Consider the following 20920-nt stretch of genomic DNA (forward strand, 5'->3'; position numbering starts at 1 on the left):
CTCGTTTTCCGGCCTCAGAAGACCTTGCAGAGCACTTCGCCGCCGACGTTGGCTTCACGGGCGGCATGATCGGCCATCACGCCCTTCGGCGTCGACAGGATGGTCACGCCGAGGCCGTTGGCGACACGCGGAATGTTGTCGACCGAGGTGTAGACGCGGCGGCCGGGCTTCGAGACTCGCGAGATTTCGCGGATCACGGGCTGGCCGTCGAAGTACTTCAGCTCGATCTCGTACTCGGACTTGCCGCCGTCGAAGTCGACCTTGGCGAAGCCACGGATGTAGCCCTCGCTCTTCAGGACTTCGAGCAGGTTGCCGCGCAGCTTGGAGGCCGGGGTCGAGACCTTGGTCTTCTTGCGCATCTGCGCATTGCGGATGCGGGTGATCATATCGCCCAGAGGATCGGTCATGGTCATGGCGTTCTGTTCCTCACCAGCTCGACTTGACGAGGCCCGGGATCATGCCCATGTTGCCCAGTTCGCGAAGCGCGACGCGCGACATCTTCAGCTTGCGATAGTAGGCGCGCGGACGGCCGGTGACTTCGCAGCGGTTGCGAATGCGGACCTTGGCGCCGTTGCGCGGCATTTCGGCGAGCTTCAGCACCGCCTGCATGCGCTCCTCCGGCGAGGACTCGCGATTCATGATCACCGTCTTCAATTCGGTGCGCTTCTTGAGATCGCGCGACGTCATATGCCGACGCCGGTTGTTCTTCTCGATCGAGCTCTTCTTGGCCATGTCTTTCCTATCCTCTGCCGTAACGGCTCACTGACGGAACGGGAAGTTGAAGAGCTTGAGCAGCTCTCGGGCTTCTTCGTCGGTCTTCGCCGTCGTACAGACGATGATGTCCATACCCCAGATCTGGTCGACTTTGTCGTAGTTGATCTCGGGGAACACGATGTGCTCCTTGACGCCCATGGCATAGTTGCCGCGGCCGTCGAAGCTCTTGGGGTTCAGGCCGCGGAAGTCGCGAACGCGCGGCAGCGCGATCGTGACCAGACGGTCCAGGAACTCGTACATGCGCGACTTGCGGAGGGTGACCTTCGCGCCGATCGGCATGTTCTCACGGATCTTGAAGGTCGCGATCGCCTTGCGGGCGCGGGTCACGACCGGCTTCTGGCCGGCGATGAGCGCGAGGTCCGCAGCCGCGACGGCCGCCTTCTTGGAATCGGCGACGGCTTCGCCGACACCCATGTTCAGAACGATCTTGTCGAGAACCGGCACTTCGAACGCGTTCTTGTAGCCGAACTTCTCGATCATCGCCGGGCGCACCACGTCCTCGTAGTGCTGCTTCATCCGCGGCGAAAGGGTAGCGGCCTCAGCCATCGATCAGGTCTCCCGAGCGCTTGGCGAAACGGACCTTGCGGCCGTCGTCCAACTTCTTGAAACCGACGCGGGTGGGCTTGCCGTCCTTGTCGGCGATCGCCAGGTTCGAGAGGTGGATCGGCGCCTCTTTCGAGATGATCCCGCCCTCGTTGACGCCCTGCGGCTTCTGATGACGCTGAACCATGTTGATCCCGCGAACGAGCGCACGCTCCTCCGCCGGCATCACCTGGATCACTTCGCCCGCCTTGCCCTTGTCACGGCCGGCGAGCACGACGACGTTGTCGCCCTTCTTGATCTTCGCGGCCATTACAGCACCTCCGGCGCCAGCGAGAGGATCTTCGTGTGGTTCTTGGCGCGAAGCTCGCGCGGAACCGGCCCGAAGATACGAGTCCCGATCGGCTCCTTCTGATTGTTGATCAGAACGGCCGCGTTGCGGTCGAAACGGATGACCTGTCCGTCCGCCCGGTGAATGTCCTTCGACACGCGCACGACGATCGCCTTCATGACGTCGCCCTTCTTGACGCGGCCGCGGGGGATCGCCTCCTTCACCGACACCACGATGATGTCGCCGATGGTGGCGTATTTGCGCTTCGAACCGCCGAGTACCTTGATGCACATGACGCGCTTGGCACCCGAGTTGTCGGCGACGTCGAGGTTGGTCTGCATTTGAATCATGACCGACCGCCTTTCTTATCTAACGTTCGCCGAGCTTCAGAGGGCGCCGACCGGACCGAGGACGACCCACCGCTTGTTCTTCGACAGCGGACGGCCCTCTTCGATCGCGACCTGGTCACCGACCTTGAAGCGGTTCTCTTCATCGTGAGCGTGGTACTTCTTCGAACGACGCACGGTCTTCTTCAGAAGCGGATGGGTGAAGCGACGCTCCACCTCGACCACGATGGTCTTGTCGTTCTTGTCGCTGACCACGACGCCCTGCAGCACGCGCTTCGGCATGGCGGTTGTCCCTTAGCTCGCGCGCTTGGCGCGGATGATGGTCTGAATCCGCGCGATGTCGCGCCGGACCTGGCGCACTCGCGCCGTGTTCTCGAGCTGTCCGGTGGCCTTCTGGAAGCGAAGGTTGAACTGCTCTTTCTTCAGCGTCTCGAGCTCGTCGGCGAGTTCGTCGGCCGTTTTCGTCCGGATGTCGGCGATCTTCATCGGTCAACCCTCTCAGTCGGCGATGCGCTCGATGAAGCGCGTGCGGATCGGGAGCTTGGCGGCACCGAGACGGAGCGCTTCTTCCGCGATCTCGTGGCTCACGCCATCGATCTCGAACAGGATGCGCCCGGGGTTGACACGAGCCGCCCAATATTCGGGAGCACCCTTGCCCTTACCCATGCGCACTTCGGTCGGCTTCGAAGAAACCGGAACGTCGGGGAACACGCGAATCCACACGCGACCCTGACGCTTCATCTGACGGGTGATCGCGCGGCGGGCCGCCTCGATCTGCCGGGCGGTCACCCGCTCCGGCTCCAACGCCTTCAGGCCATAGGTTCCGAAATCGAGGGTGAAGCCGCCCTTCGCGGCGCCCTTGATCCGGCCCTTGAACTGCTTGCGGAACTTCGTGCGCTTCGGCTGCAGCATCGTCGTTCTCTCACTCTTTCAATCTTGCTGCCGGCCTCAGGCCCGCTCGCTGTCCCGATCGCGACGATTACGACCCCGACGATCACCGTCCCGATCCCGGTCGCGATCGCGTCCTTCCGGACGGCCGCCACGGCTGTTGTCGGGCTCCAGAGCCTTGCGCTCGGAGGCCATCGGATCGTGCTCGAGGATCTCGCCCTTGAAGATCCAGACCTTCAGGCCGCAGGTGCCGTAGGCCGTGATCGCGGTGGCGACGCCGAAGTCGACGTCCGCACGCAGCGTGTGCAGCGGAACCCGACCCTCACGATACCACTCGAGGCGCGCGATTTCAGCGCCGCCGAGACGGCCGGCCGCGTTGATGCGGATGCCCTCGGCGCCGAAGCGCATGGCCGACTGCACGGCGCGCTTCATGGCGCGACGGAAGGCGACACGACGCTCGAGCTGCTGAGCGATCGAGGAAGCCACCAGGTTCGCATCGATCTCGGGCTTGCGTACCTCGACGATGTTGATGTGGACTTCCGAGTCCGTCAGCTTGGCGACGCCCTTGCGGAGCTTGTCGATGTCGCCGCCCTTCTTGCCGATCACCACGCCCGGACGGGCGGTGTGGATCGACACCCGGCACTTCTTGTGCGGGCGCTCGATGACGATCTTGGAGACCGCGGCCTGCTTCAGCTCGGCGAGCAGATACTTGCGGATCGCGAGATCCTCATGCAGCAGCTTGCCGTATTCGCCCTTGCCGGCGTACCAGCGCGAATCCCAGGTCCGGTTGATGCCGAGTCGGAGACCGATCGGGTTGACCTTCTGTCCCATCAGGCTGACTCCACTTCGCGGACGACGATCGTCAGGTTCGAGAACGGCTTTTCGACGCGCGAGGCGCGGCCACGGGCACGAGCGTGGAAACGCTTCATGACCAGGGCCTTACCGACGAAGGCTTCGGCGACGACCAGGCTGTCGACGTCGAGCTCGTGGTTGTTCTCGGCGTTGGCGATGGCGCTCTCGAGCGTCTTCTTGACGGTCCCGGCGATGCGCTTGCGCGAGAAGGTCAGGTCGGCCAGGGCGGACGAGACCTTCTTGCCACGGATGAGGGCGGCGACGAGGTTCAGCTTCTGGGGCGACACACGGATCATCCGCGTCACCGCCTTGGCCTCGGTATCCTTCAGCGCCCGTTCGGTCTTCGGCTTCGACATGGGGCTTACTTCCTCTTCGCCTTCTTGTCGGCAGCGTGACCGTAGTAGGTACGGGTCGGCGAGAACTCACCGAACTTCTGACCGACCATATCCTCGGAGACGAGGACGGGGACATGCTTCTGACCGTTGTAGACGCCGAAGGTGAGACCGACGAAGTGCGGCAGGATCGTGGAGCGACGGCTCCAGATCTTGATCACTTCGGCCCGCCCCGAAGACCGAGCCTTCTCGGCCTTCTTCAGGAGGTAACCGTCGACGAACGGGCCTTTCCAGACAGAACGAGCCATGGATTACTTACCCTTCTTGGCGTGGCGCGAGCGGACGATGAACTTGTTCGTCGCCTTGTTCGACCGGGTCTTCTTGCCCTTGGTCGGCTTGCCCCACGGGGTCACCGGATGACGACCGCCGGAGGTGCGGCCTTCGCCGCCGCCGTGCGGATGATCGACCGGGTTCATGACGACACCACGGTTGTGGGGACGACGGCCCAGCCAGCGAGAGCGACCCGCCTTGCCGTCCGACGTGTTCATGTGATCCGGGTTCGACACCGCGCCGACCGTGGCCAGGCAGGTGCCGAGGATCAGACGCTGCTCGCCCGAGCCCAGACGAACGATGACGTAGCCCTGGTCGCGACCGACGATCTGCGCGTAGGAACCGGCCGAACGCGCGATCTGACCACCCTTGGCGGGCTTCAGCTCGATGTTGTGCACGATGGTTCCGACCGGGATGTTGCCGATCGGCATCGCGTTGCCGGGCTTCACGTCGACGGACGCGCCGGACACCACGGTGTCGCCGACGGCCAGACGCTGCGGCGCCAGGATGTAGGAGAACTCGCCGTCCTCATAGCGGATGAGCGCGATGAAGGCGGAACGGTTCGGATCGTACTCGAGCCGCTCGACGGTCGCCGACACGTCGACCTTGCGACGCTTGAAGTCGACGACGCGATAGGTCCGCTTGTGTCCACCACCCCGGAAGCGCGCGGTGATGCGGCCCAGGTTGTTGCGGCCACCGGACTTCGAAAGACCCTCGGTGAGGGTCTTCATCGGCTTGCCCTTGTAGAGGCCCGAGCGGTCGACGATCACCAGCTGACGAAGGCTGGGCGTGACCGGATTGAAGGTCTTGAGCGCCATGGTTTTCTACCCTTCGTCCTCAGAGGCCGGTCGTGACGTCGATCCGGTGACCCTCGACGAGGGTCACGATCGCCTTCTTGACGTCGTCCTGCTTGCCGACGAAGCCCTTGAAGCGCTTGACCTTGCCGAGACGGACCAGGGTGTTGACGCTCTTGACCTTGACCTTGAACAGCGCCTCGACGGCGGCCTTGATCTCGGGCTTGGTCGCGGACTTGGCGACGTTGAACACCACCTTGTTCTGCTCGGCGGCGATGGTGGACTTCTCGGTGATGACCGGAGACCGGATCACGTCGTAGTGTGACAGCTGGATCGCCATGATCACGCCTCCGCCCGGAACCGAGCTTCGATCGCGTCGACCGCGTCCTTGGTGAGGACGAGCGTGTGACGACGCAGGATGTCGTAGACGTTCAGGCCCTGGATGGGCAGCACGTCGACGTTCGGGATGTTGCGCGCGGCGAGACCGAAGTTCGCGTCGATCTCGGCGCCGGCCACCACCAGGGCGTTCGCGAAGCCGAGCTTCTCGAACTGAGCGGCGAGCACCTTGGTCTTCGGCTCGGCGGCAATAGCCGATTCGAGCACGACGATCGAGGACGAAGCGGCCTTCGAGGAGAGAGCGTGCTTCAGACCGAGCACGCGCACCTTCTTCGGCAGATCATGCGCATGCGAGCGCACGACCGGACCATGGGCACGTCCACCGCCGCGGAAGATGGGAGCGCGCTGGGAGCCGTGGCGAGCGCCGCCGGTGCCCTTCTGCTTGTACATCTTCTTGCCGGTGCGGGCGATCTCGGAGCGGCCCTTCACCTTGTGGGTGCCGGCCTGACGCTTGGCGAGCTGCCACTTCACGACGCGCTGGATCAGATCCGCGCGGGGCTCGAGGCCGAAGATCTCGTCGGAGACGGAGATCGTGCCGGCGTCGGTGCCGTCCAGTTTCTTGACCTGGAGATCCATCACTCGGCCCCCTTCTCTTCCGTGGCCGCGACGACCGGCGCGGCGGCCTTACGGAAGGCGCCCGGCAGGGGCAGGCCATCCGGAGCCTTGCGCTTCACGGCGTCGCGAACGATGATCCAGCCGCCCTTGGAGCCGGGAACCGAACCCTCGACGAGGATCAGGCCACGCTCTACGTCGGTGCGAACGACCTTGAGGTTCTGGGTGGTCACGCGGTCGGAGCCCATGTGGCCGGCCATCTTCTTGTTCTTGAAGGTGCGACCCGGATCCTGGCGGTTACCCGTGGAACCCAGCGAACGGTGCGAGACCGACACGCCGTGGGTGGCACGCAGACCACCGAAGTTCCAACGCTTCATGCCGCCCTGGAAGCCTTTACCGACCGAAGTGCCGGTGACGTCCACGAACTGACCGACGAGGAAGTGATCGGCGGTGATTTCGGCACCGACGTCGATCATCTTGTCCGCGTCGACGCGGAACTCGACCAGCTTGCGCTTGGGCTCGACTTCGGCCTTGGCGAAGTGACCGCGCATCGGCTGCGTGGTGTTCTTCACCTTGGCGAGGCCGGCACCGAGCTGCAGCGCGGTGTAGCCGTTCTTCTCTTCGGTCCGATGGGCGACGACCTGACAATTGTCGAGGCGCAGAACCGTGACCGGGACCTGCTCGCCCGCATCCGTGTAGATGCGGGTCATGCCCAGCTTCTGTGCGATCACACCTGAACGCATGGCGTTCTCTCTCTTCATGGAGCGTCACGAAAGTGAAACGCTCCGGATTTAGTCAGAGGCTCAGGGAACGTCGCGTTCACCGAGCATGGCTGTCGAGGCTCAGAGGCTCTTCTCGCTCAGGCGATCAGAGCTTGATCTCGACGTCGACACCGGCGGCCAGATCGAGCTTCATCAGAGCGTCGACCGTCTGAGGGGTCGGGTCGATGATGTCGAGCAGGCGCTTGTGGGTGCGAATTTCGAACTGCTCACGGCTCTTCTTGTCGACGTGCGGCGAGCGGTTGACCGTGAACTTCTCGATCCGCGTCGGCAGCGGAACCGGACCACGGACCGAGGCGCCCGTGCGCTTCGCCGTGCTGACGATCTCGCGCGTCGAGGCGTCGAGGACCCGGTGGTCGAACGCCTTGAGGCGGATACGGATGTTCTGACCGTTCATTACTGAACCCTCTGAGGTTCCGATCCGGACCGGAGCAGGAGGTCTCTCCCGCTCCGTCCGCGATCGCTTCAGGCGATGATCTTGGCGACGACGCCGGCGCCGACGGTGCGACCGCCTTCACGGATGGCGAAGCGGAGCTTCTCTTCCATCGCGATCGGAACGATCAGTTCGACGACCAGCTTCACGTTGTCGCCCGGCATCACCATCTCGGTGCCCTCGGGCAGCTGGCACATGCCGGTCACGTCGGTCGTGCGGAAGTAGAACTGCGGACGATAGTTCGAGAAGAACGGCGTGTGACGGCCACCCTCTTCCTTCGTCAGGATGTAGGCTTCCGCCTCGAACTTGGTGTGCGGGGTCACCGAACCGGGCTTGCACAGAACCTGACCGCGCTCGACGTCCTTGCGCTCGATGCCGCGAAGCAGCGCGCCGATGTTGTCGCCCGCCTGTCCCGAGTCGAGCAGCTTGCGGAACATCTCCACGCCCGTGCAGGTCGTCTTGCGGGTCGGACGGATGCCGACGATCTCGACTTCCTCGCCCACCTTGATCACGCCACGCTCGACACGGCCGGTCACCACGGTGCCGCGGCCCGAGATCGTGAACACGTCCTCGACCGGCATCAGGAAGGGCTGGTCGACCGGACGCTCCGGCTGCGGGATGTACTCGTCGACGGCAGCCATCAGCTTGAGAACGGCGTCACGGCCGTACTCCGGGTTGCCGTCCTTGAGCGCTTCCGTCGCCGAGCCGGCGATGATCGGAATGTTGTCGCCGTCGAAGCCGTAGGACGACAGAAGCTCGCGAACCTCGAGCTCGACCAGCTCCAGGAGCTCGGCGTCGTCGACCAGGTCGACCTTGTTCAGGAACACCACCAGCGCCGGAACGCCGACCTGACGGGCGAGCAGGATGTGCTCGCGGGTCTGCGGCATCGGGCCGTCGGCGGCCGACACCACCAGGATCGCGCCGTCCATCTGCGCCGCGCCGGTGATCATGTTCTTCACGTAGTCGGCGTGGCCGGGGCAGTCGACGTGCGCGTAGTGGCGCTTCTGCGTCTGATACTCGACGTGAGCCGTGTTGATCGTGATGCCGCGCGCCTTCTCTTCCGGCGCAGCGTCGATCTGATCGTACGCCTTGAAGGTGGCGCCGCCGGTCTCGGCCAGCACCTTGGTGATCGCCGCCGTCAGCGACGTCTTGCCATGGTCGACGTGGCCGATCGTGCCGATGTTGCAGTGCGGCTTCGTGCGTTCGAACTTTTCTTTGGCCATCGGATTTCTCCGCGTTCCTCAAACTGGCGTGATCGGCAGATCAGGCGAACTTCTTCTGGACTTCGGCGGCGACGTTCGACGGCACTTCTTCGTAGTGGTCGAACAGCATGGTGTAGCTGGCGCGACCCTGGGAGAAGGAGCGCAGCGTGTTCACGTAGCCGAACATGTTGGCCAGCGGTACCATCGCGTTGACGATCTGCGCGTTGCCGCGCGTATCGGTGCCGGCGATCTGACCGCGGCGGGAGTTGAGGTCGCCGATGACCGATCCGAGATACTCCTCGGGGGTCACGACCTCGACCTTCATGATCGGCTCGAGCAGAACCGCGCCCGCCTTTTCGAGACCTTCACGGAAGGCCGCGCGCGAGGCGATTTCGAAGGCGATCGCCGAGGAGTCGACCTCGTGATAGGCGCCGTCGATCAGCTGAACCTTGACGTCGACCACCGGGAAGCCAGCCACCGGACCCGAGGTGAGGACCGAGTTGAGGCCCTTCTCGACGCCGGGGAAGTATTCCTTCGGCACCGCGCCGCCGATGATCTTCGATTCGAACTCGAAGCCCTTGCCGGACTCGTTCGGCTCGATGTGGAACTTCACCCGAGCGAACTGGCCGGTACCGCCGGTCTGCTTCTTGTGGGTGTAGTCGATGTCGGTCGAGCGGCGGATGGTCTCGCGGTAGGCGACCTGCGGGGCGCCGACATTGACTTCCACCTTGTGGGTGCGCTTCAGGATGTCGACTTTGATGTCGAGGTGAAGCTCGCCCATGCCCTTGATGATGGTCTGGCCGGACTCGCTGTCGGTCGTCACGCGGAAGGACGGATCCTCGGCCGCGAGCTTCGCGAGAGCGACGCCCATCTTCTCCTGATCGCCCTTGGACTTCGGCTCGACCGCCATCTCGATGACGGGCTCGGGGAACTCCATGCGCTCCAGGATGACCGGATGGTTCGGGTCGCAGAGCGTGTCGCCGGTGCGGGTGTCCTTGAGGCCGACCAGGGCGACGATGTCGCCGGCATAGGCCTCGGAGATCTCCTCACGGCTGTCGGCGTGCATGAGAACCATGCGGCCGACGCGCTCGGTCTTGCCGCGAACCGAGTTCAGCAGCGAGACGCCCTTCTCGAGCTTGCCCGAGTAGATGCGGCAGAAGGTCAGGATGCCGTACTGGTCGTCCATGAGCTTGAAGCCCAGGAGAGCCAGCGGATCGCTGTCCGAGGACTTGCGCTCGGTCTCTTCGTCGGTCTTGACGTCGATGCCCTTGATCGCGGGGCGATCGAGCGGCGACGGCAGGTAGTCGACGACGGCGTCGAGCAGGGGCTGAACGCCCTTGTTCTTGAAGGCCGAGCCGCACAGGACCGGGTAGAAGGCGCCGGTGATGACCGCCTTGCGGAGGAGCCGCTTGATGGTCGCCTCGTCGGGCAGATTGCCCTCGAGATACTGCTCCATCGCGTCCTCGTCGAGCTCGACGCAGGCTTCGATCATCTCGATGCGCGCGGCTTCGCACTTGGCGAGCAGGTCGGCCGGGATCTCTTCGTCGTGGTAGTTGGCGCCGAGCGCCTCGTTCTCCCACACGACCGCCTTCATGCGGACCAGATCGACCAGACCGGCGAAGTTCGCTTCCGAACCGATCGGGATCTGGATCGGAATCGGACGGGCACCGAGACGGGTCTTGATGTCCGAGACACAGCGGTCGAAATCGGCGCCGATCTTGTCCATCTTGTTGCAGAAGACGATGCGCGGGACGTTGTACTTGTCGCCCTGACGCCACACGGTCTCGGTCTGCGGCTCGACACCCTGGTTGGAGTCGAGCACGCACACGGCGCCGTCGAGCACGCGCAGCGAACGCTCGACTTCGATGGTGAAGTCGACGTGGCCGGGGGTGTCGATGATGTTCAGGCGCTTGCCGTTCCAGAACGTCGTGGTCGCGGCGGACGTGATCGTGATGCCACGCTCCTGCTCCTGCTCCATGAAGTCCATGGTGGCGGCGCCGTCGTGCACTTCACCGATCTTGTGGCTCTTACCGGAGTAATAGAGCACGCGCTCGGTCGTCGTCGTCTTGCCGGCATCGATGTGGGCCATGATGCCGAAGTTGCGATAGTCTTCGATGGCGTGAAGTCGGGGCATGACTGACCTCGTCTGATACGTCGAGAGTAGCGGAACTCACCAGCGGTAATGGGAGAAGGCGCGGTTCGCCTCCGCCATGCGGTGGGTATCCTCCCGCTTCTTCACCGCGTTGCCGCGGTTGTTCGACGCGTCGAGCAGCTCGGCGGAGAGCCGCTCCGTCATCGTCTTTTCGTTGCGACCACGAGTGGCCGAGAGCAGCCAGCGGATCGCGAGGGCCTGACGGCGCTCGGTGCGAACCTCGACCGGAACCTGGTAGGTGGCACCGCCGACGCGACGCGACCGAACCTCGATCTGCGGAGCGACGTTCTCGAGCGCCGAGTGGAAGATCGCCAGCGGATCCTGACGGGTCTTCGACTCGATCAGGTCGAAGGCACCGTAGACGATCGACTCGGCGACCGACTTCTTGCCGTCTTCCATCACGTTGTTCATGAACTTCGAAACGATGATGTCACCGAACTTCGGATCCGGGTTGATCTCACGCTTCTCGGCAGAGTGACGACGGGACATATGTCTTCCTCGGTCGTTCGAAACTTTTTTCACGCAGGACCCCGGACGACGTGCCCGGGGCCGATCCTACGCTTCGCTACGGATCACTTCGGACGCTTGGCGCCGTACTTGGAACGGCGCTGCTTGCGGTCCTTGACGCCCTGGGTGTCGAGGACGCCGCGCAGGATGTGATAGCGCACACCCGGCAAGTCCTTGACGCGGCCACCGCGGATCATCACCACCGAGTGTTCCTGAAGGTTGTGACCTTCGCCCGGGATGTAGCCGATCACTTCGAAGCCGTTCGTCAGACGAACCTTGGCGACCTTACGGAGCGCGGAGTTCGGCTTCTTCGGCGTCGTCGTGTAGACGCGAGTGCACACACCGCGCTTCTGCGGGCAGGCTTCCATCGCCGGAACCTTGTTCCGCTTGGTCGGAGCCTGCCGCGGGCTGCGGATGAGCTGGTTGATCGTCGGCATTCGTCTTCAGCCTTCTCGTGACCAGGGCCTCACGGCCCCCTTTCATGCGCACGGCGCGTCTCTTGGGCGGCAACCCGGCTACCACCGGGCAGCGATCTCTCCGTCCCCAGGGGAACGAACGAAAAGCACCGGGCCCGGGAACATCGTCCCCGTCCGGCGCGAAAAGTCAGAGGACCAAGCGAACTCGGTCATGATCTTCGGCTTTCCAGATCGCCATCCCGGCAGCGTCTCGGCGCCCTGTTCCATTCCCACGCGGGGGAACGAAGCATTGGCGGCCGACGGGCCTGCCGTGAAAGTGGGCGGAAACTACCCTCGTCCTCCGAGTCCGTCAAGGGGGTGGAGGGGGTAAAAACGCCGGAAAATCGCGGTTTGCCGAGTCGTCGTCACCGAACCCCGGAATCTTGCGGTTTCCGAGCGAAAGTCATGCAAAGTTTCGCCGTCCGCCAGTGAAGATCTGCGAGACTTTCGCCTCGTCACCGCATCCGGGACGGACGCGTCGACGTATCGAGACCTTCATCGGCACGAATCGAGCGGATCGACTCTGCCTCTACTGGCGACTCAATTCGAAGCGACGGCCCGAATCGAAACAGAGAAACCGCGAAGATTCGGCGAATCGATCGTTCGGCCTTCGCGATTTCACGCAGCCGTCCATCCGAGCCCGCCACGCCCCATGAAAAAGGGACGCCGTGGCGCGAGCCACGGCGTCCCCAGCGTTCGTCGCTCCGACTCACTCGGCGGCGGGAAGCGCCGTCGGGGTCGAGACCGAGGGAGAGGTGGTCTGCGCCTTGCGCTCCTCGACGATCAGGTCGTCGCGGTGACCGGCGATCTGCCGGATGCGGTTCATCACCGAGCCGGTACCGGCGGGGATGAGGCGGCCGACGATCACGTTCTCCTTGAGGCCTTCCAGGGCGTCGATCTTGCCGGCGACCGCCGCCTCCGTGAGGACGCGGGTGGTCTCCTGGAACGACGCGGCCGAGATGAACGACCGGGTCTGCAGCGACGCCTTGGTGATGCCGAGCAGCACCGGCACGCCCGAGGCGGGCTTCTTGCCCTCGGCGATCAGCGCCTCGTTCATCATGTCGAGGTCGAGGCGATCGACCTGCTCGCCGGTGATCGTGTCCGAGTCGCCCGCGTCGGTGATCTCCACCTTCTGCAGCATCTGGCGCACGATCACTTCGATGTGCTTGTCGTTGATCACGACGCCCTGGAGCCGGTAGACCTCCTGGATCTCGTTGACGAGGAAGGCCGCGAGAGCCTCCACGCCCTTGATCGCCAGAATGTCGTGCGGCGCCGGGTTGCCGTCGAGAATGTACTCGCCCTTCTCGATGGTGTCGCCGTCCTGGAGATGGACGTGCTTGCCCTTCGGGATCAGGTACTCGACCGGATCGGACCCGTCGGCGGGCTCGATCAGGATGCGGCGCTTGTTCTTGTAGTCCTTGCCGAAGCGGATCGTGCCGTCGCACTCGGCGATGATGGCGTGATCCTTCGGACGACGGGCCTCGAACAGTTCGGCGACGCGCGGCAGACCGCCGGTGATGTCGCGGGTCTTGGCGCTCTCCAGCGGGATACGCGCGACGACGTCGCCGGCGTGGACCTTGCCGTTCGGATCGACCGAAAGAATCGCGTCGACCGGCAGCGCGTAGCGGGCTTCACCGCCACGGCTGAGGCGACCGATCTTGCCGTCGGCGCCCTTGATGACGATCGCCGGCTTCAGATCCGAGGTGCGGGTCGAGGTGCGCCAGTCGATGACGACGCGCTTGGTGATGCCGGTCGCCTCGTCAGTGGTCTCCACCATGGTCTGCGAGTCGATGAGGTCCTCGTAGCCGATGGTGCCGTCGATCTCGGTGAGGATCGGACGGGTGTAGGGATCCCACTCGGCGATGCGCTGACCGCGCTTCACCTTGTCGCCTTCGTCGACGAACAGACGGGCGCCGTAGATCAGACGATGGGTCGCGCGCTCCGAGCCGTCGGCGTCGACGACGACGACGGTGACATTGCGGCCCATGACGATCATCCGGCCGTCCGAATCGCGCACCACGTTGCGATTGCGGATGGCGATCGTACCCTCGAAGTTCGATTCCACGAAGGACGAGTCCACCACCTGGGCGGTGCCGCCGACGTGGAAGGTGCGCATGGTGAGCTGGGTGCCCGGCTCGCCGATCGACTGGGCGGCGATGACGCCCACCGCCTCGCCCATGTTCACCGGCGTGCCGCGCGCCAGGTCGCGGCCGTAGCAGGTGACGCAGACGCCGATCTTGGTCTCGCAGGTGAGCACCGAGCGGATCTTGACCGACTGGATGCCGGCGGCCTCGATCTTCTTGACGTCGGACTCGTCGATGAGACGGCCCTTCGGCACGATGACCTCGGAGGTCGCGGGATCGGCGAGATCCTCCGCCGCGACGCGGCCGAGGATACGGCTGCCGAGCGTGGCGACGATCTGACCGGAATCGACGATCGCCTGAACGTGAATGCCGCCCTCGGAGCCGCAATCCTGCTCGGTGATGATCGAATCCTGCGCCACGTCGACGAGACGACGGGTGAGGTAGCCCGAGTTCGCAGTCTTCAAGGCGGTGTCGGCCAGACCCTTACGGGCGCCGTGGGTCGAGTTGAAGTACTCGAGCACGGTCAGGCCTTCCTTGAAGTTCGAGATGATCGGCGTCTCGATGATCTCGCCCGACGGCTTGGCCATCAGGCCGCGCATGGCGGCGAGCTGACGCATCTGGGTCGGGGAGCCACGGGCACCGGAGTGCGACATCATGTAGATCGAGTTGATCGGCTTCTGACGGCCGGTCTCCTGGTCGATCTGCACGGTCGAGATGCGCTTCATCATCTCTTCGGCGATACGGTCGGTGCACTTCGCCCAGGCGTCGACGACCTTGTTGTACTTCTCGCCCTGGGTGATCAGACCGTCCTGGTACTGCTGCTCGAACTCCTTGGCGGCGGCCTGGGTCTCCTCGACCATCCGCGGCTTGGTGTCCGGGATGACCATGTCGTCCTTGCCGAAGGAGATGCCGGCCTTGAAGGCGTTGGTGAAGCCGAGCGACATGATCCGGTCGCAGAAGATCACCGTCTCCTTCTGACCGCAGGTGCGGTAGACCGCATCGATCATCCCCGAGATGTTCTTCTTCGTCATCAACTGGTTGCAGACGTCGAAGGTGATGCCGGGATGGCGCGGCAACAGCTCGCCGATGTACATCCGGCCCGGGGTGGTCTCGTAGATCTTGGTGTACTCGTTGCCGTCCTTGTCGATGCCCTTCCAACGACCACGGATCTTGGTGTGGAGGGTGATCGACTTGTTCTGGAGGGCGTGAGCCATCTCACCGAGATTGCCGAAGGCCATGCCCTGGCCGGGCTCGTTCTCGCTCATCAGCGAGAGGTAGTAGAGGCCGAGCACGATGTCCTGCGACGGCACGATGATCGGCGCGCCGTTCGCCGGATGCAGGATGTTGTTGGTCGACATCATCAGCACGCGCGCTTCGAGCTGGGCCTCGAGGCTCAGCGGAACGTGCACGGCCATCTGGTCGCCGTCGAAGTCGGCGTTGAACGCGGTGCAGACCAGCGGATGGAGCTGGATCGCCTTGCCCTCGATCAGCACCGGCTCGAAGGCCTGGATGCCGAGACGATGCAGCGTCGGCGCGCGGTTCAGCATCACCGGATGCTCGCGAATGACCTCGTCGAGGATGTCCCAGACCTCGGGACGCTCCTTCTCGACCAGCTTCTTCGCCTGCTTGACGGTCGACGACAGACCCTTGGCGTCGAGGCGCGAATAGATGAAGGGCTTGAACAGCTCGAGCGCCATCTTCTTCGGCAGGCCGCACTGATGCAGCTTCAGCTCGGGACCGACGACGATGACCGAACGGCCGGAATAGTCGACGCGCTTGCCGAGCAGGTTCTGGCGGAAGCGGCCCTGCTTGCCCTTCAGCATGTCGGCGAGCGACTTCAGCGGGCGCTTGTTGGCGCCGGTGATGACGCGACCGCGGCGGCCGTTGTCGAACAGCGCATCGACCGCTTCCTGAAGCATGCGCTTCTCGTTGCGGATGATGATGTCCGGGGCGCGCAGTTCGATCAGCCGCTTCAGACGGTTGTTGCGGTTGATGACGCGGCGGTAGAGGTCGTTCAGGTCCGAGGTCGCGAAGCGGCCGCCGTCGAGCGGGACAAGCGGGCGCAGATCCGGCGGGATCACCGGAACGACGGTCAGGATCATCCACTCGGGCCGGTTGCCCGACTCGATGAAGCTCTCGACGAGCTTGAGGCGCTTGGCGAGCTTCTTCGGCTTCAGCTCGCCGGTCGCCTCGGCGATCTCGACGCGCAGGTCCTCGGCGATCTTCGGCAGATCCATCGCCTGGAGCATGTCACGGATGGCTTCGGCGCCGATCTGGGCGGTGAAGCTGTCCTCGCCGTACTCGTCCTGCGACTTGATGAACTCTTCCTCGCTGAGGAGCTGGTGCAGCTTCAGCGGGGTGAGGCCCGGCTCGGTGACGACGTAGTTCTCGAAGTAGAGGATGCGCTCGAGATCCTTGAGCGTCATGTCCATCAGCATGCCGATGCGGCTCGGCAGCGACTTCAGGAACCAGATGTGGGCGACGGGGGCCGCGAGCTCGATGTGGCCCATGCGTTCGCGCCGGACGCGCGACAGCGTCACTTCGACGCCGCACTTTTCGCAGATGACGCCCTTGTACTTCATGCGCTTGTACTTGCCGCACAAGCACTCGTAATCCTTGATCGGCCCGAAGATGCGGGCGCAGAACAAGCCGTCGCGCTCGGGCTTGAAGGTCCGGTAGTTGATCGTTTCCGGCTTCTTGATCTCGCCGAAGGACCAGGAGAGGATCTTCTCGGGCGAAGCGATCGAGATCCGGATGGCGTCGAAGACCGGCGCCGTCGGGGTCTGGGGCGAGAAGATGTTCATCACGTCTTGATTCATCGACCGTCTCCTGTCGGTGCCGTGCCTCGTCCCTGCCGCAAGGGATGGCTCGACACGCGTCGAGATTTCCTGTCAGTCGGCTCGGACCCGGAGCTCGGCGACATCCGTCGCTCGTCCGCTCTCGGCTGGTCCGATCCTCATCGAACGCCAACACTGCGGCCGGGACGAGGCGAAGGCCCCTCCCCGGCCGTCGGGCGACGGATCACTCCGCCGCCTGCGCTCCCGCTTCGCCCTCGCCTTCGATCTCGCCGGGGGCGGGAACGTCGACCAGTTCGACGTTGAGGCTGAGCGACCGCATTTCCTTCACGAGAACGTTGAAGCTCTCGGGGATGCCGGCCTCGAACGTGTCGTCGCCACGGACGATCGCCTCGTAGACCTTGGTGCGGCCGGCCACGTCGTCCGACTTCACCGTCAGCATCTCCTGCAGGGTGTAGGCGGCGCCGTAGGCCTCGAGGGCCCAGACCTCCATTTCGCCGAAGCGCTGACCGCCGAACTGCGCCTTGCCGCCGAGCGGCTGCTGGGTGACCAGCGAGTAGGGGCCGATCGAACGGGCATGGATCTTGTCGTCGACGAGATGGTGCAGCTTCAGCATGTAGATGTAGCCGACCGTGACCTTGCGGTCGAAGCTGTCGCCGGTCCGACCGTCGTACAGGGTGACCTGACCCGAATGGGCGAGGCCGGCCCGATCGAGCGCCGCCTCGATGTCGTGCTCCTTGGCGCCGTCGAAGACCGGCGTGGCGATCGGAACGCCCTTGCGGACGGTCTCGGCGAGACGGATCAACGAGGCGTCGTCGAAGTCGCCGGGCTGCTCACCCTTGGCGTTGGGCCCGTAGATCTCACCGATCTCGGTGCGCAGCGGCGAGAGATCGCCCGACTTGCGATAGGCCTCGAGCATCGCGTCGATCTTCTTGCCCATGCCGGAACAGGCCCAGCCGAGATGGGTCTCGAGGATCTGCCCGACGTTCATGCGCGAGGGCACGCCGAGCGGGTTCAGCACGATGTCGACGTTGGTGCCGTCTTCCAGATAGGGCATGTCCTCGACGGGCACGATGCGCGACACGACACCCTTGTTGCCGTGACGGCCGGCCATCTTGTCGCCCGGCTGGATCTTGCGCTTGATGGCGACGAAGACCTTGACCATCTTCATGACGCCCGGGGGCAGCTCGTCGCCGCGCTGCAGCTTCTCCACCTTGTCGATGAAGCGCTGCTCGAGACGCTTGCGGCTCTCGTCGTACTGGCCGCGCAGGGCCTCGATCTCGCCCATCAGCTTCTCGTCGGCGACCGCGAACATCCACCACTGAGAGCGGGGATATTCCTCGATCAGCTCCTGCGTGACCGGGGTCTCCTTCTTGAAGCCCTTGGGACCCGAGGAGGCGATCTTGCCGATCAACATCTCGGTCAGGCGGCCGTAGACGTTGCGATCGAGGATCGCCTGCTCGTCGTCACGGTCCTTGGCGAGACGCTCGATCTCCTCGCGCTCGATCGCCATGGCGCGTTCGTCCTTCTCGACGCCGTGACGGTTGAACACGCGGACCTCGACGATGGTGCCCTGCACGCCCGGGGGCACGCGGAGCGAGGTGTCGCGGACGTCGGAGGCCTTCTCGCCGAAGATCGCGCGGAGCAGCTTCTCCTCCGGCGTCATCGGGCTTTCACCCTTCGGCGTGATCTTGCCGACGAGGATGTCGCCCGGACGCACTTCGGCGCCGATGTAGACGATGCCGGCTTCGTCGAGGTTCTTCAGCGCTTCTTCCGAGACGTTCGGAATGTCGCGCGTGATCTCCTCGGGCCCGAGCTTGGTGTCGCGGGCCATCACCTCGAACTCCTCGAGATGGATCGACGTGAACACGTCGTCCTTCACGATGTTCTCGGAGAGGAGGATCGAGTCCTCGAAGTTGTAGCCGTTCCACGGCATGAACGCGACGAGCACGTTGCGGCCGAGGGCGAGATCGCCGAGATCGGTCGACGGACCGTCGGCGATGATGTCGCCCTTCTCGATGACGTCGCCGACACGCACCAGCGGACGCTGGTTGATGCAGGTCGACTGGTTCGAGCGCTGGAACTTCATCAGACGGTAGATGTCGACGCCCGACTTCGACGGGTCGAGATCGCCGGTGGCGCGCAGCACGATACGGGTCGCGTCGACCTGGTCGACGATACCGGCGCGCTTGGCGGCGATGGCGGCGCCCGAGTCACGGGCGACGACCGCTTCCATGCCGGTGCCGACGAAGGGCGCCTCGGCGCGCACCAGCGGCACGGCCTGACGCTGCATGTTGGAGCCCATCAGAGCGCGGTTGGCGTCGTCGTTCTCGAGGAACGGGATCAACGCCGCCGCGACCGAGACCAACTGCTTCGGCGACACGTCCATGTAGTCGACGCGGTCGACCGGCACCATCATCACGTCGCCGGCGTGGCGGCAGACGATCAGCTCCTCGGTCAGACGGTTGTCGGACGAGAGCTTGGCGTTCGACTGGGCGACGTAGTGCTTCTGCTCCTCGGTCGCCGAGAGGTAGAGCACCTCGTCGGTGACGCGGCCGTCCCGCACCTTGCGGTAGGGGGCCTCGATGAAGCCGTACTTGTTCACCCGCGCGAAGGTCGCGAGCGAGTTGATCAGACCGATGTTCGGGCCTTCCGGCGTCTCGATCGGGCACATGCGGCCGTAGTGGGTCGGATGCACGTCGCGGACTTCGAAGCCGGCGCGCTCACGGGTGAGACCGCCCGGGCCGAGCGCCGAGAGGCGGCGCTTGTGGGTGATCTCGGAGAGCGGGTTGGTCTGGTCCATGAACTGCGAGAGCTGCGACGACCCGAAGAACTCGCGCACGGCGGCGGCCGCCGGCTTGGCATTGATCAGGTCCTGCGGCATGACCGTGTCGATCTCGACCGACGACATGCGCTCCTTGATGGCGCGCTCCATGCGAAGCAGGCCGACGCGATACTGATTCTCCATCAGCTCACCGACCGAACGCACACGGCGGTTGCCGAGGTTGTCGATGTCGTCGATCTCGCCCTTGCCGTCGCGCAGGTCGAGCAGAGTGCGGATCACCTCGAGGATGTCGTCCTTGCGCAGGATGCGCACGGTGTCCTCGACCTGGAGGTCCAGGCGCATGTTCATCTTGACGCGGCCGACCGCGGAGAGGTCGTAGCGCTCGGAGTCGAAGAACAGGGAATGGAACATCGCCTCCGCCGTCTCGATGGTCGGCGGCTCGCCCGGGCGCATCACGCGATAGATGTCGAACAGGGCCTCTTCACGGGCCTCGTTCTTGTCCACCGCAAGGGTGTTGCGGATGTAGGCGCCGGTGTTGACGTGATCGATGTCGAGGACCGGGATCTCGAGGTGGCCGAGGTCGAGGATCTGACGGATCAGCTTCTCGCTCAGCTCCTGGCCGGCCTCGGCGTGGATCACGCCGGTCTTCACGTCGACGATGTCTTCGGCGAGATATTGGCCGATCACGTCCTCGTCGGAGACCTTGAGGGCCTTCAGACCCTTCTCGGCGAGCTGACGGGCGGCGCGGGCGGTGAGCTTCTTGCCTGCCTCGAGCACCACTTCGCCGGTGTCGGCGTCGACGAGATCGGTCACGGCCTTGTAGCCGCGCATGCGCGCCGCGTCGTAGGGCACGCGCCAGGACGACCCGGACCGCTCGTAGGAGAGCTTGTTGTAGAAGGTCTCGAGGATCGTCTCGCCGTCCATGCCGAGGGCGAAGAGGAGCGACGACACCGGGATCTTACGGCGGCGATCGATGCGCGCGTAGACGATGTCCTTGGCGTCGAACTCGATGTCGAGCCAGGAGCCGCGATAGGGGATGATGCGGGCGGCGAAGAGCAGCTTGCCGCTGGCGTGGGTCTTGCCCTTGTCGTGGTCGAAGAACACGCCCGGCGAACGGTGCATCTGAGAGACGATGACGCGCTCGGTGCCGTTGACGATGAAGGTGCCGTTGTCGGTCATGAGCGGCATGTCGCCCATGAACACGTCCTGCTCCTTGATGTCCTTGACGGACTTGGCGCCGGTCTCCTCGTCGACGTCGAACACGATCAGCCGCAGCGTCACCTTGAGGGGCGCGGCGAAGGTCATGCCGCGCTGGCGGCACTCGTCGACGTCGTACTTCGGCGGCTCGAACTCGTAGCGCACGAACTCGAGCAGGGCCTTGCCCTGGAAGTCGGAGATCGGGAAGACCGACCTGAAGACCGACTGGAGACCCTCGTCGGGGCGGCCGCCCTTGGGTTCGTCGACCTGCAGGAACTGGTCGTAGGACGCCTTCTGGACCTCGATGAGGTTGGGCATCTCCGCCACTTCCCGGATCGAACCGAAAAACTTGCGGACTCGTCTACGACCGTTGAACGTCTGGGCCATTGTCGTCC

22 protein-coding genes are annotated in these 20920 nt (G+C 64.4%); all 22 read right to left on the bottom strand.

Annotated elements, in window-relative coordinates; genetic code table 11:
- Window positions 1-14: 14 nt before the first annotated feature.
- Window positions 15-413, bottom strand: coding sequence for a 30S ribosomal protein S8 (gene rpsH, locus J3S89_RS08395; protein WP_217927040.1), 399 nt, complete (start codon window positions 411-413; stop codon window positions 15-17).
- A 13-nt stretch (window positions 414-426) separates the two neighbouring features.
- Window positions 427-732: a 30S ribosomal protein S14 gene (gene rpsN / locus J3S89_RS08400; RefSeq protein WP_217927041.1), complete on the bottom strand. Its 306-nt coding sequence runs from the start codon at window positions 730-732 to the stop codon at window positions 427-429.
- Between the two features lie 27 nt (window positions 733-759).
- Window positions 760-1320, bottom strand: coding sequence for a 50S ribosomal protein L5 (gene rplE / locus J3S89_RS08405; RefSeq protein ID WP_217927042.1), 561 nt, complete (start codon window positions 1318-1320; stop codon window positions 760-762).
- On the bottom strand, window positions 1313-1627 hold the full coding sequence (gene rplX / locus J3S89_RS08410) for a 50S ribosomal protein L24 (protein WP_217927043.1): 315 nt from the start codon (window positions 1625-1627) through the stop codon (window positions 1313-1315). The genes rplE and rplX overlap by 8 nt, the downstream gene beginning before the upstream one ends.
- Window positions 1627-1995 carry a 50S ribosomal protein L14 gene (gene rplN, locus J3S89_RS08415; protein WP_217927044.1) on the bottom strand — a complete coding sequence of 123 codons (369 nt, stop codon included), beginning with the start codon at window positions 1993-1995 and terminating at the stop codon, window positions 1627-1629. The genes rplX and rplN overlap by 1 nt, the downstream gene beginning before the upstream one ends.
- A gap of 36 nt (window positions 1996-2031) precedes the next feature.
- Window positions 2032-2274 (bottom strand): 30S ribosomal protein S17, encoded by a 243-nt coding sequence (gene rpsQ, locus J3S89_RS08420; RefSeq protein ID WP_217927045.1) that lies wholly within the window; start codon window positions 2272-2274, stop codon window positions 2032-2034.
- A 12-nt stretch (window positions 2275-2286) separates the two neighbouring features.
- Window positions 2287-2478, bottom strand: coding sequence for a 50S ribosomal protein L29 (gene rpmC, locus J3S89_RS08425; protein ID WP_217927046.1), 192 nt, complete (start codon window positions 2476-2478; stop codon window positions 2287-2289).
- A 12-nt stretch (window positions 2479-2490) separates the two neighbouring features.
- A complete protein-coding gene (gene rplP / locus J3S89_RS08430) occupies window positions 2491-2904 on the bottom strand; it encodes a 50S ribosomal protein L16 (protein WP_217927047.1) in 414 nt (137 codons plus the stop codon).
- 36 nt (window positions 2905-2940) lie between these two features.
- A complete protein-coding gene (gene rpsC, locus J3S89_RS08435; RefSeq protein ID WP_217927048.1) occupies window positions 2941-3711 on the bottom strand; it encodes a 30S ribosomal protein S3 in 771 nt (256 codons plus the stop codon).
- A complete protein-coding gene (rplV, locus tag J3S89_RS08440; RefSeq protein WP_217927049.1) occupies window positions 3711-4088 on the bottom strand; it encodes a 50S ribosomal protein L22 in 378 nt (125 codons plus the stop codon). The genes rpsC and rplV overlap by 1 nt, the downstream gene beginning before the upstream one ends.
- Before the next feature lie 5 nt (window positions 4089-4093).
- Window positions 4094-4372: a 30S ribosomal protein S19 gene (rpsS, locus tag J3S89_RS08445; RefSeq protein ID WP_217927050.1), complete on the bottom strand. Its 279-nt coding sequence runs from the start codon at window positions 4370-4372 to the stop codon at window positions 4094-4096.
- A 3-nt stretch (window positions 4373-4375) separates the two neighbouring features.
- A complete protein-coding gene (gene rplB / locus J3S89_RS08450; protein WP_217927051.1) occupies window positions 4376-5212 on the bottom strand; it encodes a 50S ribosomal protein L2 in 837 nt (278 codons plus the stop codon).
- Window positions 5213-5231: 19 nt separating this feature from the next.
- The gene (locus J3S89_RS08455; protein WP_217927052.1) at window positions 5232-5528 is read right to left on the bottom strand and encodes a 50S ribosomal protein L23; all 297 of its coding nucleotides are present in this window, start codon (window positions 5526-5528) and stop codon (window positions 5232-5234) included.
- Between the two features lie 2 nt (window positions 5529-5530).
- Entirely contained in the window at window positions 5531-6160 is a 630-nt protein-coding gene (gene rplD, locus J3S89_RS08460) for a 50S ribosomal protein L4 (protein WP_217927053.1), read from the bottom strand.
- Window positions 6160-6879: a 50S ribosomal protein L3 gene (gene rplC / locus J3S89_RS08465; protein WP_217927054.1), complete on the bottom strand. Its 720-nt coding sequence runs from the start codon at window positions 6877-6879 to the stop codon at window positions 6160-6162. The genes rplD and rplC overlap by 1 nt, the downstream gene beginning before the upstream one ends.
- A 124-nt stretch (window positions 6880-7003) precedes the next feature.
- Window positions 7004-7312 carry a 30S ribosomal protein S10 gene (gene rpsJ, locus J3S89_RS08470; protein WP_217927055.1) on the bottom strand — a complete coding sequence of 103 codons (309 nt, stop codon included), beginning with the start codon at window positions 7310-7312 and terminating at the stop codon, window positions 7004-7006.
- Between the two features lie 68 nt (window positions 7313-7380).
- On the bottom strand, window positions 7381-8571 hold the full coding sequence (gene tuf / locus J3S89_RS08475) for an elongation factor Tu (protein WP_217927056.1): 1191 nt from the start codon (window positions 8569-8571) through the stop codon (window positions 7381-7383).
- 40 nt (window positions 8572-8611) lie between these two features.
- Window positions 8612-10684 (bottom strand): elongation factor G, encoded by a 2073-nt coding sequence (gene fusA, locus J3S89_RS08480; RefSeq protein ID WP_217927057.1) that lies wholly within the window; start codon window positions 10682-10684, stop codon window positions 8612-8614.
- 36 nt (window positions 10685-10720) lie between these two features.
- On the bottom strand, window positions 10721-11191 hold the full coding sequence (gene rpsG / locus J3S89_RS08485) for a 30S ribosomal protein S7 (protein WP_217927058.1): 471 nt from the start codon (window positions 11189-11191) through the stop codon (window positions 10721-10723).
- An 83-nt stretch (window positions 11192-11274) separates the two neighbouring features.
- Complete coding sequence (rpsL, locus tag J3S89_RS08490) at window positions 11275-11646, bottom strand: 30S ribosomal protein S12 (protein ID WP_217927059.1); 372 nt, start codon at window positions 11644-11646, stop codon at window positions 11275-11277.
- Window positions 11647-12373: 727 nt separating this feature from the next.
- Window positions 12374-16567, bottom strand: coding sequence for a DNA-directed RNA polymerase subunit beta' (gene rpoC, locus J3S89_RS08495; RefSeq protein WP_217927060.1), 4194 nt, complete (start codon window positions 16565-16567; stop codon window positions 12374-12376).
- A gap of 202 nt (window positions 16568-16769) precedes the next feature.
- Window positions 16770-20912, bottom strand: coding sequence for a DNA-directed RNA polymerase subunit beta (gene rpoB / locus J3S89_RS08500; protein ID WP_217927061.1), 4143 nt, complete (start codon window positions 20910-20912; stop codon window positions 16770-16772).
- Between the last annotated feature and the right edge of the window lie 8 nt (window positions 20913-20920).

It is taken from the genome of Pinisolibacter aquiterrae (assembly GCF_019160155.1).
GTDB lineage: Bacteria > Pseudomonadota > Alphaproteobacteria > Rhizobiales > Ancalomicrobiaceae > Pinisolibacter > Pinisolibacter aquiterrae.

Excerpts from the sequence above, each read along its gene's own strand:
- rpsH (WP_217927040.1), bottom strand. The coding sequence starts at position 413 with ATGACCATGACCGATCCTCTGGGCGATATGATCACCCGCATCCGCAAT.
- rpsN (WP_217927041.1), bottom strand. The coding sequence starts at position 732 with ATGGCCAAGAAGAGCTCGATCGAGAAGAACAACCGGCGTCGGCATATG.
- rplE (WP_217927042.1), bottom strand. The coding sequence starts at position 1,320 with ATGGCTGAGGCCGCTACCCTTTCGCCGCGGATGAAGCAGCACTACGAG.
- rplX (WP_217927043.1), bottom strand. The coding sequence starts at position 1,627 with ATGGCCGCGAAGATCAAGAAGGGCGACAACGTCGTCGTGCTCGCCGGC.
- rplN (WP_217927044.1), bottom strand. The coding sequence starts at position 1,995 with ATGATTCAAATGCAGACCAACCTCGACGTCGCCGACAACTCGGGTGCC.
- rpsQ (WP_217927045.1), bottom strand. The coding sequence starts at position 2,274 with ATGCCGAAGCGCGTGCTGCAGGGCGTCGTGGTCAGCGACAAGAACGAC.
- rpmC (WP_217927046.1), bottom strand. The coding sequence starts at position 2,478 with ATGAAGATCGCCGACATCCGGACGAAAACGGCCGACGAACTCGCCGAC.
- rplP (WP_217927047.1), bottom strand. The coding sequence starts at position 2,904 with ATGCTGCAGCCGAAGCGCACGAAGTTCCGCAAGCAGTTCAAGGGCCGG.
- rpsC (WP_217927048.1), bottom strand. The coding sequence starts at position 3,711 with ATGGGACAGAAGGTCAACCCGATCGGTCTCCGACTCGGCATCAACCGG.
- rplV (WP_217927049.1), bottom strand. The coding sequence starts at position 4,088 with ATGTCGAAGCCGAAGACCGAACGGGCGCTGAAGGATACCGAGGCCAAG.
- rpsS (WP_217927050.1), bottom strand. The coding sequence starts at position 4,372 with ATGGCTCGTTCTGTCTGGAAAGGCCCGTTCGTCGACGGTTACCTCCTG.
- rplB (WP_217927051.1), bottom strand. The coding sequence starts at position 5,212 with ATGGCGCTCAAGACCTTCAATCCGGTCACGCCCAGCCTTCGTCAGCTG.
- J3S89_RS08455 (WP_217927052.1), bottom strand. The coding sequence starts at position 5,528 with ATGGCGATCCAGCTGTCACACTACGACGTGATCCGGTCTCCGGTCATC.
- rplD (WP_217927053.1), bottom strand. The coding sequence starts at position 6,160 with ATGGATCTCCAGGTCAAGAAACTGGACGGCACCGACGCCGGCACGATC.
- rplC (WP_217927054.1), bottom strand. The coding sequence starts at position 6,879 with ATGCGTTCAGGTGTGATCGCACAGAAGCTGGGCATGACCCGCATCTAC.
- rpsJ (WP_217927055.1), bottom strand. The coding sequence starts at position 7,312 with ATGAACGGTCAGAACATCCGTATCCGCCTCAAGGCGTTCGACCACCGG.
- tuf (WP_217927056.1), bottom strand. The coding sequence starts at position 8,571 with ATGGCCAAAGAAAAGTTCGAACGCACGAAGCCGCACTGCAACATCGGC.
- fusA (WP_217927057.1), bottom strand. The coding sequence starts at position 10,684 with ATGCCCCGACTTCACGCCATCGAAGACTATCGCAACTTCGGCATCATG.
- rpsG (WP_217927058.1), bottom strand. The coding sequence starts at position 11,191 with ATGTCCCGTCGTCACTCTGCCGAGAAGCGTGAGATCAACCCGGATCCG.
- rpsL (WP_217927059.1), bottom strand. The coding sequence starts at position 11,646 with ATGCCGACGATCAACCAGCTCATCCGCAGCCCGCGGCAGGCTCCGACC.
- rpoC (WP_217927060.1), bottom strand. The coding sequence starts at position 16,567 with ATGAATCAAGACGTGATGAACATCTTCTCGCCCCAGACCCCGACGGCG.
- rpoB (WP_217927061.1), bottom strand. The coding sequence starts at position 20,912 with ATGGCCCAGACGTTCAACGGTCGTAGACGAGTCCGCAAGTTTTTCGGT.